Source organism: Paraburkholderia sp. J8-2 (assembly GCF_905220195.1).
GTDB lineage: Bacteria > Pseudomonadota > Gammaproteobacteria > Burkholderiales > Burkholderiaceae > Paraburkholderia.
Genome location: NZ_CAJMZA010000001.1, coordinates 391,326 through 405,290, shown reverse-complemented (window position 1 = coordinate 405,290; position 13,965 = coordinate 391,326). Strand labels below are relative to the sequence as shown.

Annotated in this window: 12 protein-coding genes; 3 read left to right on the top strand and 9 right to left on the bottom strand. The window is 65.6% G+C overall.

Annotated elements, in window-relative coordinates:
• Positions 1–6: 6 nt before the first annotated feature.
• The 6 genes from U5A52_RS01735 to U5A52_RS01710 all read right to left on the bottom strand — a co-directional run bounded on the left by U5A52_RS01735 (position 7) and on the right by U5A52_RS01710 (position 7,626).
• Positions 7–216, bottom strand: a complete 210-nt coding sequence (locus U5A52_RS01735; protein WP_158760323.1) for a DUF1656 domain-containing protein — start codon at positions 214–216, stop codon at positions 7–9.
• Between the two features lie 37 nt (positions 217–253).
• The gene (locus U5A52_RS01730) at positions 254–2,389 is read right to left on the bottom strand and encodes an FUSC family protein (protein WP_321933597.1); all 2,136 of its coding nucleotides are present in this window, start codon (positions 2,387–2,389) and stop codon (positions 254–256) included.
• Between the two features lie 17 nt (positions 2,390–2,406).
• Positions 2,407–2,871, bottom strand: a complete 465-nt coding sequence (locus U5A52_RS01725) for a MarR family winged helix-turn-helix transcriptional regulator (RefSeq protein WP_158760321.1) — start codon at positions 2,869–2,871, stop codon at positions 2,407–2,409.
• 171 nt (positions 2,872–3,042) lie between these two features.
• Positions 3,043–3,729, bottom strand: a complete 687-nt coding sequence (locus U5A52_RS01720; RefSeq protein ID WP_321933595.1) for an HAD family phosphatase — start codon at positions 3,727–3,729, stop codon at positions 3,043–3,045.
• A gap of 185 nt (positions 3,730–3,914) precedes the next feature.
• Positions 3,915–6,326, bottom strand: a complete 2,412-nt coding sequence (locus U5A52_RS01715; protein WP_321933593.1) for a glycoside hydrolase family 31 protein — start codon at positions 6,324–6,326, stop codon at positions 3,915–3,917.
• Positions 6,327–6,357: 31 nt separating this feature from the next.
• Complete coding sequence (locus tag U5A52_RS01710) at positions 6,358–7,626, bottom strand: MFS transporter (RefSeq protein ID WP_321909391.1); 1,269 nt, start codon at positions 7,624–7,626, stop codon at positions 6,358–6,360.
• Between the two features lie 427 nt (positions 7,627–8,053).
• On the opposite strand from U5A52_RS01710, the gene U5A52_RS01705 reads away from it, so the two are divergent.
• A complete protein-coding gene (locus tag U5A52_RS01705; protein ID WP_321909389.1) occupies positions 8,054–9,223 on the top strand; it encodes a porin in 1,170 nt (389 codons plus the stop codon).
• Positions 9,224–9,342: 119 nt separating this feature from the next.
• Positions 9,343–10,101 (top strand): class I SAM-dependent DNA methyltransferase, encoded by a 759-nt coding sequence (locus U5A52_RS01700; RefSeq protein ID WP_321909833.1) that lies wholly within the window; start codon positions 9,343–9,345, stop codon positions 10,099–10,101.
• A 32-nt stretch (positions 10,102–10,133) separates the two neighbouring features.
• Here the strand turns inward: U5A52_RS01700 and U5A52_RS01695 are convergent, their stop codons facing one another.
• The gene (locus U5A52_RS01695; protein ID WP_321909832.1) at positions 10,134–11,279 is read right to left on the bottom strand and encodes an alanine--glyoxylate aminotransferase family protein; all 1,146 of its coding nucleotides are present in this window, start codon (positions 11,277–11,279) and stop codon (positions 10,134–10,136) included.
• 348 nt (positions 11,280–11,627) lie between these two features.
• Between U5A52_RS01695 and U5A52_RS01690 the strand changes: the two genes are divergently transcribed.
• On the top strand, positions 11,628–12,029 hold the full coding sequence (locus tag U5A52_RS01690) for a PaaI family thioesterase (protein ID WP_321933591.1): 402 nt from the start codon (positions 11,628–11,630) through the stop codon (positions 12,027–12,029).
• 85 nt (positions 12,030–12,114) lie between these two features.
• Here U5A52_RS01690 and U5A52_RS01685 read toward each other — a convergent pair whose 3' ends face one another.
• Together U5A52_RS01685 and U5A52_RS01680 are read right to left on the bottom strand one after the other, a co-directional pair.
• Positions 12,115–12,909 (bottom strand): ABC transporter ATP-binding protein, encoded by a 795-nt coding sequence (locus U5A52_RS01685; RefSeq protein WP_321933589.1) that lies wholly within the window; start codon positions 12,907–12,909, stop codon positions 12,115–12,117.
• Position 12,910: 1 nt separating this feature from the next.
• A complete protein-coding gene (locus U5A52_RS01680) occupies positions 12,911–13,807 on the bottom strand; it encodes an ABC transporter permease (protein ID WP_321909381.1) in 897 nt (298 codons plus the stop codon).
• Positions 13,808–13,965 lie beyond the last annotated feature (158 nt).

Genomic DNA, 13,965 nt, shown 5'->3' with positions numbered 1-13,965 from the left:
TTAACGTTATTTCACGAAGCGATGCGACACGATGACGACGGCAGCCAGCACAAACACATAAATGCCGAGATCGAAAATGGAACGATGCCACACGAGCCGATAGAAGCCGACGCGCGTGAGCACCTTGCCGATCACGACATTGATGAGGTACGCGATCAGCATCAACACAAGCACGGTGGGCACGAACACACCAAAAATATCGATTTCGCCGATCATGATGCGGATTTCGAAAAAGGATAAGAGGAATGCGCGCTCATATCGTGGCGTCCGGGTGGGAAGGCGACTGCGCCGACAAAGCGGGGTACAGCGCGAGGCGCATGCCCACGAGCGCGTGCAGCGTGTTGCTCAACGAGCGCTGCGAAACGAGCGCGCGCGGCGCGCTCTGCGCCTCGGCGTCGCCTGCGGTGGCGGGCGGCAGTTGCGCGCGGGCGTGGGCCGCGACGCGGCGCATGGCGTCGTCGATGTTCGCGAGCAGCGCGGGCGGCGCGCTCTGGCGCTCGCTTTCGCGCGCGCAGCGCGCATAGTGCTCGCTCACGCCGCTGAGCACGCGGTCGATCGCGTCGATCACTTCGCTGTCGAGCTTGCGCAGCGAGCGGCGCAAATCGAGCGCCGAGAGCGCGATGCGCAGATCGCGAAAGCTCTCGACCGACGGATGGCGATGGTCGTCGGATGCGGCCAGACGCGGAATGATCTGCATGAGCCGGTCTAGCATGCGCGAGGTGAGGTTGCGCTGGTCCGCGATGGGCGTGGGCGAGGCCGAGAGCGCGACGTCGCTCCAGCTCGAGCGCAGCAAGCGCTTCGCCGCGAGTTCGGCGCCGAACGGGCGCGTTGCGCGCGTCCACAGGTACGCGAACAGCAGGCCCGCCACGCCGGCGATATTGCTGTTGAGGAACACGAGGAAGTCGGCCTCGTAGGCGCTTTGCACACTGATGAAAGTCGCCGTGTTCACGGCCACGAGCATCGTCACCATATTGAAAGCGGGGCGTGGAATGAGCGTGCCGATCAGGATGAACGGCCCCGCGAACAGCAGCACGAGCATGGCGAAGTCGTGCACCTTGGGCAACACGACGAACAGGTACAGGCCCGCAAACACCACGCTTGCCGCCGTGGCGAGGAAGAAGCGGAACACGAGCGGCGCGGGCTCGTCGGACGCCGCGAAGAAGCAGCAGGCCACGGCCGCGAGTGTCACCGCGCCCGCGCCGTCGTGCCAGCCCGAACTCACCCACAGCCAGCAGGCCACGAGGATCGCGCTCATGGGCACGAAGCACGAGAACAGCATGAGGCCGCGGTCGTAGAAGCGCTCGGTGCCGCCGAGCCGCCAGTGCCGATAGCGCGCGCGCCATGTGCCGCCCCCGTCGTGCGCGATGAGCGCGCGCAGCGCGCGGCAGTCCTGCCACACGTCGATCACCTGGCCGAGGCGCCAGAGCGCGTTGGAGAGGAGCGCGCCTTCCCAGCTCGCCAGCGCGTCGCGCGCGGGCTGCAGCGCGGCGACGCGTCTGCGCAGGCTTTCCGCGGTCGCGTCGCCCGCGTCGTCGTGCATGTCGGCGGCGCGCGTGGGCAGTGGCTCGCTGAACCAGCGGGCCGCGTCGTCGAGCAGACTGTCGAGGCCCTCGGGCCACACATGCAAATCGCGGCGCAGCGCGATGAGCGGGTCGGCGAGCGCGGAAATCATCGGCAGAAAGAGCAGCATGCGCCCGCGCAGCGATTCGGCGCGCGAAAGGATTTCCGGGTGCGTGTGGTCGTAGCTCAGCTGGCTCAGCAGGAATTCGAGCTGGTTCACCGTGGCCGCGAGGCGCTGGCGGCAGGCCGAAAGCGCGTTGCCCACAATATGGCCCGAGAGCGTTTCGCTGCCGTACCAGGCGGCGTCGCGGAACCACGCGTCGGCGCGTTCGATCAGCGTGGGCGCGAGGCGGCTCGGCAAAATGTTGCTGCCCACCACGCTCGCGCAAATGATGCCGAGCGTGATTTCCTCGGTACGCGCGATGGCCACGTCGAAGATCGTGGTGGGATCGGTCACCGTGGGCAGCGCGATGAGCGGCATGGTGTAGCCCGCGAGCATGAACACATAACTGCGCGCGGTTCGGTCCGAGATCGCCAGAAAGAGCAGCGTGCCGGTCCACGCGGCGACGATCACGCTGAAAAGCAGCGGCGTTTCGACGAAGGGCGGCACGAGCAGGATGGCAGCGGCCGCGCCGAGCGCCGTGCCGAGCGCGCGATACAGCGCCTTCGAGCGCGTGGCGCCCACGAAGGGGTTCGAGACGATGTACACGCTTGCCATCGCCCAGTAGGGACGCGGTAGCTGGAATACGAGCGCGATATAGAGCGCAAGCATCGACGCGGCGAAGGTCTTGACCGAAAAGAGCCAGTCGCGGATGGAGGGGTAGGTCATGGGTCCGCTTTCTGCTTTCAGTCGTGTAAGGCCCGGTCAGCCTGGTCAGCGGAGGGCGCCGCATTGAACGCGTTGAGCACGCGCAGCGTCGCTTCGAGGTCGGCGCGGCTCACGCCCTTGAGCACGCGCGCACGCAGCGAGCGCAGTTCGTCCTCCATGCGCTCGGTCACGGCGCGGCCTTCGCTCGTTAGCGAGATCGTTTTGGCTCGGCGGTCGTCGGGGTCCTCGTCGCGGCGTACGAGCCCGGCGGCGCACAGCTGGTCGAGCAGCCGCACGAGCGAAGGGCCTTCAATGCCCACGTGCTCCGCGAGCGTGACCTGGCGCACGGCTTCACCGAGACGCCCGGCGGTGAGAAGCGGCGCGGCGCACGCTTCGGAGACGTTGTATGCGGTGAGCGCGCCGTGCGTCGTGCGCCGCCATTTGCGTGCCGCCACCACGAGCGTGCTGCTAACCGCAAGGCGTAAAGTATGAAGATTCGACATCGGCGGATAATAGCCCAAAGCGATTCGATAGCAAACTATCTTTTTCTTTCGCAGCGCCACGACTCGGATGGTATGCGAGTCGGGAGCGGGCTGCTTTCTATGTGGTGCGCGGTGATGCGTGGGGCCAACAATACGCGGGGAGCGCGGCTGTTGGCCGTTTTTTATAGGCGCTTAACGATTTGACCAGCCGGCAAGCAGGGCGGGGAGCTGCACCATGTCGGTGAAAACGTGCGCGACGCCCGCCTCGAGCAACGCTTGCGCGCTGCTGTGGCCGGGCTCGGGCGGGCTGTAGCCGAATACGGTGGCGCCCGCGGCGAGGCCCGCGCGCGCGCCCGTGACCGTGTCCTCGACCACGGCGCAGCGCCCGGCCGCCACGCCCAGACCGGCCGCCGCCGCGAGATAGACATCGGGATGCGGCTTGCTGCGCGGCGTTTCGTGGCCGCTGTAGATGTGCCCTTCGAAGCAGTCGAGCAGGTTCACCTTGCGCAGTTGCAGCTCGACCTTGCGCCGGTCCGCACCCGAGGCCACGGCGATGCGCCCGTCCATTGCCGCGTGCACCGCGCGAACGGCCGCGGGCGCGCCCGGAATCTCGACGAGATCGCGCTCGAGCGCCTCGTTGCGGCGCGCGCGAAAGCCTTCGAGCCAGGCATGCGTGATCGCGAAGCCGGTGTGCGCCTCGATACGCGCCGCTTCGTCTTTCACGGCCTTGCCCACGAAGATGCCCATGGCTTCGTCCACCGTGAGTGTCCAGCCGAGTTCGCCCAGCATCTGCGTGAGGACCACGTGCGTAATGCGCTCTGAGTCGACGAGAACGCCGTCACAGTCGAAGAGGATGGCGTCGAAAGGGATGGGGGACATCGTTTGCCTGCGGTTGCGTTATGCCGTGCGCATCGGGATCGCGCACGCAAGAGCGCGATGATAACCGGGGTCGCGTTTGTGTGGGCTTTTCGCGGGCAATTCACTGAAGTGGGGGCGGGCCAGGGCGGCCCGCCATACGGGGTGCGGTATCAGCGGGACTGACCGGCGCCCGGTGTCCCGCTACATCAACCGAGTTCGATGACGATGCGACGCCAGCCGCCCATGCGCTCGTCCGTGACGATGCGCCCCGCGGCCACGGCCACGCCGCGCGCTTCGCTTGCTGGCAAGCGGATCTCCGCGGACGTAGGCGCATGAGGCATCGCCCCGGTCGCTTCGACGGCGAGCGTGAGGGTGGTCGCGTCGCCTTGCGCGCACACAATCCACTCGCCGAACGCCCCATGCCGCCACGCCTCGGATTCGCCGTCGTCCTCCACATAGCGGCGGCACACGCGTTCGCCGCTCGCGAACGGCACCACGATGAATGCGCGCTGGTCGGCGCGATGCCCGAACTGCTGCTCGGCGACGTTCAGCGCAATCACGCTGCCCTCGCGCACCAGCATGACGGGCCGGTCCCACCGCGCGGGCAGCGTCACGCTCTGGCCGCCCTCGAACGGTTCGCCGCTCCAGTAGCAGGTCCAGCGCGCCCCGGTTGGTAGCCAGACTTCGCGCTCCGTTTGCCCCGGCTCGACCACGGGCGCCGCAAGCAGCGAAGCGCCGACCATCATGTCGTCGGATTCGGCGTAGCAGCGCGCGTCGTCGGGAAACTCAGCGAAGGTCGGGCGCAGTACGGGCTCGTAGTGCGTCGTCGAATCCCAGAGCAACTGATACAGATAAGGCAGCAGCCGGTAGCGCAGTTTGAGCAGCGCCGAAACCTGGGGCGTGAGCTGTGGGTACATCCACGGTTCGTTGACCGTGCCGTCGTCGTTCCAGGAGTGAATGGAAAAGCGCGGCATCCACACGCCGAACTGTATCCAGCGCATGAACAATTCCGGCTCGGGTGCGGGACCCGCAAAGCCGCCAATATCGTGGCCGATGTTCGACACGCCCGAAAGCGCCAGCCCCAAGCCCATTTTCAGGTTGTAGCGCAGCGTTTCCCACGAGGTACGGTTGTCGCCCGACCAGGTCTGCACATAGCGATGCATGCCCACGCCGCCCGAGCGCGAAACGAGGAAAGGGCGCGTATTGGGCGCGTGCTCGCGCTGCGCGTCGCGCGAGGCGCGCATCATCAGCAACGTTTGCAGGACCTTTGCTTCACGCGCGGGCCACGGCGTGCCGAAGCCATGCGCCATGGCGTGGGGTGACCAGATCTCGAACTCGTTGTTGTCGTTCCACGTGGCGGCGATGCCGTAGCGCAGCAGCGCGTCTTTCACGTGCTCTTTCCACCAGAGCGCGGCGGCGGGATTCGTGAAGTCGAGATACGCGCCTACCTCGTCCCAGAACTGCACCCACGCTGGTTCGCCGTTGCGGTCCTCGATCAGCAAGCCTTCTCGCGCAGTTTGTTCGAACTCCGGATGATCGTGCAACATGCATGGCTTGATATTCGCGCATAGCTTCACGCCATTTTCCAGGTAATCCTGAACGAAGCGCGCGATGTCGGGAAACTTCTCGTGATTCCAGTTGAACACATAGCGCTTCGCGCCGATCGACGTATAGCCCGACGATAGATGAAACGAGTCGCAAAGCATATCGTGCTCGCGGCAGCGCTCGAGGAATTCGCCCATGCGGCGCTGCGCGTCGGGCGCATCGGTGTAGCTCATGGTCGAGCCCGAGTAGCCGAGGCCCCACTTCGGCATGAGCGCCGGGCGGCCGGTGAGCCATGTGAAGCGCCGCACGGCCGCAAGCGGCGTTTGCGGCGAGGCGATGAAGTAGTAGTCGAGGTCGCCGTGGTCGGCGACGAAGTGGCGGTAGGGGCCGTGATAGTTGTCCAGCTCGCGGCCCATGTCGAAGGTGCAGTCGGCGAGCGTGTCGTAAAAGAGGCCGAAGCCGAGCCGCGCATCGCGTTGCCAGGTCAAATAGAACGGAATGTGCTTGTAGAGCGGGTCGGTTGTTCTCGCGTTGTAGCCCATCGCGTCGACATTGGTCATGCGGTAGCTTTGGTTCGCGCGGTCGAGCGAGCCGGCGCGTTCGCCGAGACCCAGATACATCTCGCCGGGCTGGCGGCGCACGTAATGGTAGACGCGCTCGTCCCACCAGCCGAAGTTGTAGGCCTGCGTCGCGCGGTCCTGCAGCACGCAGAACCAGCCGTCGCGGTCGCGCATTTCCCATGTGCAGTGGCCGCCTGCCAGCGCGATGGTGAGCCGGATCTGCGAGGTCTCGACGCCGATCTCATCCGGATTGGAAAGGATGCCGAACGAAGGCATCGTGAAGCCGGTCACATCGAGCCGGTCGCGGCCCTCGTACGGAACGTCGTCGAGCCCTGGCGCAATGGCCCACGTGCGCGGTCCATGTGCGCGGCCATCGGGCAACACGCGTACGCGCACGATGTCTTCTTCGAGCACGAACACATCGATCGTGGCGCCTTGCGCGCTTTCGAGGCACAGGTGGTGCCCGTCTTGCTTCGCGAGCGTGAACCTGGGGGGATGGAGGAGCGTCGTCATGGGTAATCCTTGTTGGTCTTGCCGGGCGCTGTCATGCGCGCGCCAGCTTGTATTCGCTGCGGGATTGCCCGCGGATGAGCCACACGAGCAGCGCGGCGCCGATCAGGTCGAACGCGCCGAGGCTCGCGAACAGTGGGCCGTAGCCGACCTTGTCGGCGAGCGCGCCGACCACGAGCGAGAAGCTCAGTCCGCCGATCCACGCGGCCATGCCCGCGAAGCCGCTTGCCGTGCCGACCTCGCGCGGGTCGAACACGTCGGCGGCGAGCGTGTTGACGAGCGCGGAGATCATCTGGTGGGCGAAGCCGCCGACGCAAAAGAGCGCGATGGCCATATACGGCGAAGCGACGAGCCCGATGCACGCGGGCCCGATCATCATGAATGCGCCGAGCACCACGCCCGCCACGCGCGACCACAGCAGCGGCAATCGGAAATGGCGCATCAGGAAGGGCGAGAGATAGCCGCCCAGAATGCCGCCCAGGTCCGCGGCGACGAAGGGCAGCCATGCGAACGCGGCAATTTGCTTGAGGTCCATGTGGCGTTCCGTGGCCAGATAGAGCGGGATCCAGAAGCTGAAGGTTTGCCAGGCCGGTTCCGCGAAGAAGCGCGGCAATGCAATCGCCCAGAAGCGCCGCGATGTGACGACCTCACGCGTGCTCGCCTTGCCCTGCGCCGCCGGCCGGTGTTGCCCTTCCATGATGAACGCGCGCTCGCCTTCGCTAATGCGCGGGTGAGCGCTGGGCGCGCGATAGAGCGCGTACCAGGCGGCGGCCCAGATGAAACCGACCGCGCCCGTCACGATGAAGGCCGTTTGCCAGCCAAAGCGCAGTGAAAAGAAAATGACGACGGGCGGCGCGAGCACGGCGCCCAGCGACGTGCCCGCGTTGAAGTACCCGACTGCCACCGACTTTTGCCGGTCGGGAAACCATTCCGCAACGGCCTTCATGCCCGAGGGAATGGCCGCGGCTTCGAAAAGACCGAGCAAGCCGCGCATGGCGCCGAGCGACAGCCAGCCCGTGGCGAAGCCGTGCATGACGCCCGCTGCGGACCACAACGCGGCGAACAGCGTGAAGCCGATGCGCAGTCCGAGCAGGTCGACGATGATGCCGCACACCGGCTGCATGATGGTGTAGCCGATTTGAAAGGCGGCGACGATATACGAATATTGCTGCGTGCTGAAGCTCAGCACGTGCCGGAGTTCGGGCGCGAGCACCGCCAGCGAGTTGCGCGCCAGGTAGTTCAGAATGGTGCCCACGCAAACGAGGGCAATGATCCACCAGCGCAGGCCTTTGACTGTTTTCAAGTTTTGTCTCCTCCTGTTTCCGCGCGCGGTGACGTGTTGCGCCTGGAAATCAGTTCACTGTACTAATTAAATGGGGCTTTTCGTGTAGGCGCTCCGTGTCGTGCGTGCCGGGTCGTGACCGCTACAAGTTATACGACAACGCACATCTATGTTTTCGCTGATGCTAAGTTTTGCGGCTAGCAGGTGTCAAGATACGCAGGGCCGCGCAGGCGATGCCAGTACGCGTGTTTGGCGCTTTATATTTCGCCGGTTTGAGCGAAATCACACCTTTGCGATAAAGGTCGGCGTATCGCGGGAGGGGTGCTTGACGGCGTCCGGGTGCAAATCTACGATGGCTCCGATTTTTCATGATATCGGTTGTCGTATGACATGGCTATCGCCCGCTTCGTTCGGCTAGCCGGTGCGTTCAATAACATAAGGAGACCTGATGAAAAAACACGCTACGCTGCGTGCCTTTCTGCTTGCGGCAGCAATCTGCGAGGTGGCACCCGTTCAAGCGCAATCGAACGTGACGCTATACGGCGTCGTGGACGACGCGATCAGCTACGTCAACAACCAGAACGGCAGCTCGAACGTATACCTGCGGCAGGGCAACCTTTACGCCTCCAAGTTCGGGCTTCGCGGTAACGAAGACCTGGGCGGGGGAACACGTGCGATCTTCGATCTCCAGGCAGGCTTCGACGCGAACACGGGCGCGGCGTCGTCGGCCGGATTGCTTTTCAACCGCCAGGCCTACGTGGGCCTCGCCAACGACACCTACGGCACCGTGACCCTGGGCCGCCAGTACACGCCCTATATGCTCTTCGTCGGGCCGCTTGCGTCCAGCAGCTGGCTCACGGGCGCGACCGGCGCGCACCCCGGCGATTACGACAGCCTCGACACGACGGTGCGCATCAACAATGCGCTCACCTATACGTCACCCGTTTTCAAGGGCGTGAGCGCGAGCGTGCTGTACGGATTCAGCGGCATAGCCGGCAGTCCGGGCGCGGGGCAGAGCCTCAGCGCCGCGCTGCGCTACACGGCAGGCCCGCTGAGCCTCGCGGCCGGTTATCTGCGCTTGAATAACACGGGCCGCACGCTGAACTTCGATCCGAACGCGTCGGGCTCGTTTGCCGTTTCGGCGGTGAATCGCGGCTATGCGTCGGCGCGCGCGGTGCAGAACATCGCCGCCGCCGGCAACTACACGCTGGGCGATTTCACTTTCGGCTTGAATTACACCAACGTGCAATATCTGGCGGGCGGCAGCGCGGCGTTCGCGAACACGGCCGTGTTCAACACGTACGGCGCACTGGCCGCATGGCGCGCGACACCGGCGTTCGATCTCGCGGGCGCGTTCTCGTACACCATGGCGGCGAAGGCGAACGGCATCGCGAACGCAGCGCGCTACCAGCAATACTCGCTGCGCGAGTCGTGGCATCTTTCGAAGCGCACCACGCTCTATGCGCTGCAGGCGTATCAGCGCGCGAACGGTCAGACGCTCGGCGCCACAGGCGCTATCACCGGCGCCGTGGCGACAGTGGGGGACTCGCAGAACGCAACGCCTTCGTCGACGAACGCGCAGTTTGTCGGCATGGCGGGGATTTCGGTGCTGTTCTAGTCCGGCCGGACCTACCCGGCCAGGTAGGTCCGGCTGGGTAGGTGTAGCCTGATGCGGCGTTGGTCCGCAGGCGTGAAACGATGGACAATAGCGTACCCAATCGCCATCCAACCGCTCTCATGTCCACCGACGACAAGAACACCACCCCAGCGCCCAACGAACCGCCCGGCCGCGCCAGCTACACGCAGTTCGCCGATCGCTACGCCGAGCAGGCCCCCGTCAAGCCGCACAACGCGCTCTACGAGCGTCCCGCCACGCGTTCGCTGCTAGGCGCGGTGGCGGGACTCGACGTGCTCGACGCGGGCTGCGGGCCCGGCATCGTGAGCGCGGAGCTGGCGGGCGAGGGTGCGCGCGTGCAGGCCTTCGACGTTACGCCAGCGATGGTCGAACTGGCGAAGACGCGTTGCGCGGGCCTTGCCGTCGAGCTCACGCAGGGCGATCTCGCGCAGCCGCTTGAATGGCTCGCGAGCGCTTCGGTCGACCGTATCGTGTGCTCGCTCGCACTCGATTATGTCGAGCACCTCACGCCGACGTTTCAGGAGTTTCACCGCGTGGCGCGCCCAGGCGCACTGTTGGTGTTTTCGATGTCCCATCCCATGCGCGACTGGATCGACACGCGCACGCGCGGTTCGCGCACCTACTTCGAGACGACGCGCTTCGGCCTGCATTGGGGCGGCTTTGGCGAGCCGAAGCCTTGGGTGGAAGCATTCAGGCGCCCGCTTGCCGATATCTTCAACGCGCTCATGGAAACGGGTTGGGCCATCGACCGCGTGCTCGAACCCGTGCCGCAAGCGGAAATGAAGGCGGTATCGCCGGCGCTGCACGCAGAACTCGTGCAGTCGCCGGCGTTCATCTGCGTTCGCGCGCGGCGTGTTTGAGTGTTTGAGCGGCCGCGCGGCGCAATGAGCGCTTAACGGCGTGTTTCGCGCGAGCCGGCCGAAAGCGACTCTTCGAGCGCGGCAACACCGGCAGGCAGATCGACCTTCACGCCGAGGTCGCTCATCGTGCGGCCAAGCGCGTGCACGGTGCGGAAGAGATTGTGCTCGCGGCACTGCTCGCCCATTTGCCCGATGCGAACGATCGGGAGACCGAACGATCCGGCAATCTCAACCTGATATTGCTGCGAGATGTGGTTGCACACCTCGCGCGCGGTCGCGCCTTCGGGCAGCTCGATGCCGACCACGGAATTCAGGCGGCACGTTGGCGGCGTATAGAGCGCGAGGCCCAGCGCGCTCACGCCGCTTTGCAGCGCGAGCGAGCAGCGCAGGTGGCGCGCAAAGCGCTTTTCAAGCGTTTCCGTGCACACGAGGCGCAGCGCCTCGTGCAGCGCCAGCACGCCCGAAACGGGCGCGGTGTAGTGGTAACCGGCGTTGTGCCAGAAGTTTTCGGCGAGCATGGCGTCGAGGCACCAGTGCGTGTTCGGCGCGGTGCGCGTGCGCACGCGCTCCCATGCGGCGTCCGAGAAGGCAATGAGCGACACGCCGGGGATCGACGAGAGGCCCTTTTGGCCGCCCGTGATCACGACGTCGATGCCCCAGGCGTCCATTTCCAGCGGCATGGTGCTCAGCGTGCACACGGCGTCGACCACCACGAGCGCGCCGGCGGCCTTGGCAAGCTGCACGATTTCCTTGAGCTCACGATTCCAGACCGTGTTGGACGTTTCGCCATGGACGATCGTGACGACTGCCGGGCGCGTGCGCTCGATGGCCTGCGCGACGGCTTCGAGCGAGGCGATCTCGCGGTTGGCCACGTCGAGCGTGGTGACTTCGGCGCCCACGCGGCCCGCCATTTCGGCCATGCGCTGGCTGAAGAAGCCGTTGACGATGGAGAGCACGCGGGTGCCGGGCCACGCGAGGTTCGAGATCGCCATTTCCATGGCCGCCGAGCCCGGTCCGGCTACGCCGAGCACCCAGTTCGAGTGCGTCTGGAACACGTAGCGCGCCATCGCCTTCACCTGGTGAATGACGCGCGCCATGGTGTCGCCGAGGTGATTGATGACGACGGTGTTGGCCTTGGCCACGGCGTCGGGAATCGGCACAGGGCCCGCACCCATCATGAGGAGCGGCTCCTCGGGCAGGATGCGGTCGAGCGTATCGACAGTGGGGCAAGGCACGGGCGCGGCCCCGGCCGCCGCCGCCGCCGCGGCAGCGCGCGAAGGGGGCAGCGGATCGGAGTGGAGCGCGTTGTCGTTCATCTTGGGTACCTTGATTGACCGGGAAGTGGGTTGCGTGGGAGGCGCGGATCGTGCGCCTTCAGGCAGTGTTGTGCGGCGCGGCAGTGCTGGCCATGTACAGTTGCGCGGAATTTCGCTGAACAGTCGTTCGGGCGGCATTGCTGCGCTGCGGCCTTTGTACAGCCACCCTATAATCGATCGCATCGCCCGATAATGCAAGGAAGACAGCGTATGTCGCAATTCGCCGTGGACAATCCATTTCTTGAAACGCTCGGCGTGAGCGTCGCGCAGTGGCGCGAGGGTTATGCGGAGCTTGTCATGCCTATCGACGCTTCGAAGCTCAATCGCCAGGGCGTGCTGCAAGGCGGCGCGATTGCCACGCTGCTCGACGCGGCGGCTGGCTATGCGGGGTTGTTCGCGCCGGTTGGCGACGCACCGCGCCATGGTTTCACGCTCTCGCTCACGACCAACTACCTCGACAAAGGCCTTGGCCAGCTCGTGCGCGCGAAGGGATTTCTGGAGCGCGGCGGCCGCTCGATCTTCTTTGCGCGCGCCGAGGCATGGGTGGACGATCAACTGCTGATTGCGAGCGCGCAGGGGACGTTCAAGTATTCGTATCCGAAGAAAGCTTGAACGGTCGTCATGCCGGATTGAAAAAGCCCGCCGTCTCGATCGAGGGGCGGGCCTGGCCTGAGCGGCGGCTTTTGGCGAAAGCGCGTTATCCCAGCAGCAGCGCGTCGTCGTCGAGCTTCTCGTGGCGATTCTGCTCGAACATGCGCAACAGGTCCGGCACGTCGAGTCCGCGGCGCGCATCGCCCGAAACGTCGAGCACCACCTGACCCTGGTGCAGCATCACCGTGCGCTGGCCGTAGTCGAGCGCCTGGCGCATGCTGTGCGTGACCATCATGGTCGTGAGCTTCGCTTCCTCCACGATACGCGCGGTCAACTCCAGCACGAACGCGGCCGTTTTCGGATCGAGCGCGGCCGTGTGCTCGTCGAGCAGCAGGATGCGCGAAGGCTGCAGCGACGCCATCAGCAGACTGACCGCCTGGCGCTGGCCTCCCGACAGCAGGCCGATGCGATCGGTCAGACGATTTTCCAGGCCCAGATTCAAGAGTCGCAGCTTCGCGCGAAACAGTTCGCGGTTCTGCCTTTTCAGGGCGGGACCGAAGCCGCGGCGCTTGCCGCGCGCCATCGCGAGCGCCATGTTCTCTTCGATGGTGAGCGCCTCGCAGGTGCCGGCCATCGGGTCCTGAAACACGCGGGCGACGAGAGGCGCGCGGTCCCAGGCCTGTTGCTTCGTGACGTCGTGGCCGTCGATGGTGATCGTGCCGCTATCCACGCGCTGGTCGCCGCTGATCGCGTTGAGGAAAGTGGACTTGCCTGCGCCGTTCGAACCGATCACGGCCACGAACTGGCCGCTCGGAATCTCGAGCGTGAGCCCGCGCAGCGCGCGCGTTTCGATCGGCGTGCCGGGGTTGAAAGTCAGCTTGAGGTCTTTGGCGCTGAGCATTTCATGCCCTCCCGTTCTTGCGGCCAAACAGTTTCTTGCGCGTGGCGGGGAGCACGAGCGCGATCGTCACGAGCACGGCGGTGACGAGATTCAGGTCCTGCGCTTTGAGGCCGATGAAGTCGCTGTTGAGCGCGAGCGCAATGAAGAAGCGATACAGGATCGCGCCGAGCACAGCGGCGAGCGTGGTGAGCACGAGGCGGCGCGCGGGCAGGACGCTCTCGCCGATGATCACGGCTGCAAGCCCGATCACGATGGTGCCGATGCCCATCGAAATGTCCGAGCCGCCCTGGGTTTGCGCGAAAAGGGCGCCGGCCAGTGCGACGAGCGCGTTGGACAGCGCCATGCCGGCGAGCGTTGCGCGGCCCGTGGCGATGCCCTGCGCGCGCGCCATGCGCGGATTCGCGCCCGTTGCGCGCAGCGCGAGACCGTATTGCGAAGAGAAGAACCAGTCGAGCCCGAACTTCGCGGCCAGCACGACGACGAGCAGCGCGAGCGGGCGCAGCACGTAGTCGGGCAGCCAGGCGGGCTGGATGATCGTGAATACCGTGGCTTCGGAAATGAGCGGCACGTTCGGCGCGCCCATCACACGCAGGTTGATCGAATAGAGCGCGATCATCATGAGGATGCTCGCGAGCAGATCCATGATCTTCAGGCGCACGTTGAGCCAGCCGGTGATGAAGCCGGCGATTGCGCCCGCAACGATCGCACAGGCGGTCGCGAGAAACGGATCGTGGCCCGCGGCGATCAATGTGGCCGCCACGGCGCCGCCCAGCGGAAAGCTGCCGTCGACGGTGAGATCGGGGAAGTTGAGGATGCGAAACGAGATCAGCACCCCGAGGGCCACGAGACTGAAGATCAAGCCGATCTCGAGTGCGCCCAGAAGCGAGTAGAGGGACATGAGGAGAAATCCTGTTGCGGTCTGCGGCGGCGGTGCACCGGAGTCGATGCGCGGCGCACCGCCCGGATGGGGCAGCGCGCCGTTGTGCATCGTCGTTACGCAAATGAGCGGCCTTTATCGGGCCTGGCAGTGTGGCGCGTGCGATGCGCCACGCCTGC

Excerpts from the sequence above, each read along its gene's own strand:
- U5A52_RS01680 (WP_321909381.1), bottom strand. The coding sequence starts at position 13,807 with ATGTCCCTCTACTCGCTTCTGGGCGCACTCGAGATCGGCTTGATCTTC.
- U5A52_RS01720 (WP_321933595.1), bottom strand. The coding sequence starts at position 3,729 with ATGTCCCCCATCCCTTTCGACGCCATCCTCTTCGACTGTGACGGCGTT.
- U5A52_RS01690 (WP_321933591.1), top strand. The coding sequence starts at position 11,628 with ATGTCGCAATTCGCCGTGGACAATCCATTTCTTGAAACGCTCGGCGTG.
- U5A52_RS01730 (WP_321933597.1), bottom strand. The coding sequence starts at position 2,389 with ATGACCTACCCCTCCATCCGCGACTGGCTCTTTTCGGTCAAGACCTTC.
- U5A52_RS01685 (WP_321933589.1), bottom strand. The coding sequence starts at position 12,909 with ATGCTCAGCGCCAAAGACCTCAAGCTGACTTTCAACCCCGGCACGCCG.
- U5A52_RS01700 (WP_321909833.1), top strand. The coding sequence starts at position 9,343 with ATGTCCACCGACGACAAGAACACCACCCCAGCGCCCAACGAACCGCCC.
- U5A52_RS01715 (WP_321933593.1), bottom strand. The coding sequence starts at position 6,326 with ATGACGACGCTCCTCCATCCCCCCAGGTTCACGCTCGCGAAGCAAGAC.
- U5A52_RS01725 (WP_158760321.1), bottom strand. The coding sequence starts at position 2,871 with ATGTCGAATCTTCATACTTTACGCCTTGCGGTTAGCAGCACGCTCGTG.
- U5A52_RS01695 (WP_321909832.1), bottom strand. The coding sequence starts at position 11,279 with ATGATGGGTGCGGGCCCTGTGCCGATTCCCGACGCCGTGGCCAAGGCC.
- U5A52_RS01735 (WP_158760323.1), bottom strand. The coding sequence starts at position 216 with ATGATCGGCGAAATCGATATTTTTGGTGTGTTCGTGCCCACCGTGCTT.
- U5A52_RS01705 (WP_321909389.1), top strand. The coding sequence starts at position 8,054 with ATGAAAAAACACGCTACGCTGCGTGCCTTTCTGCTTGCGGCAGCAATC.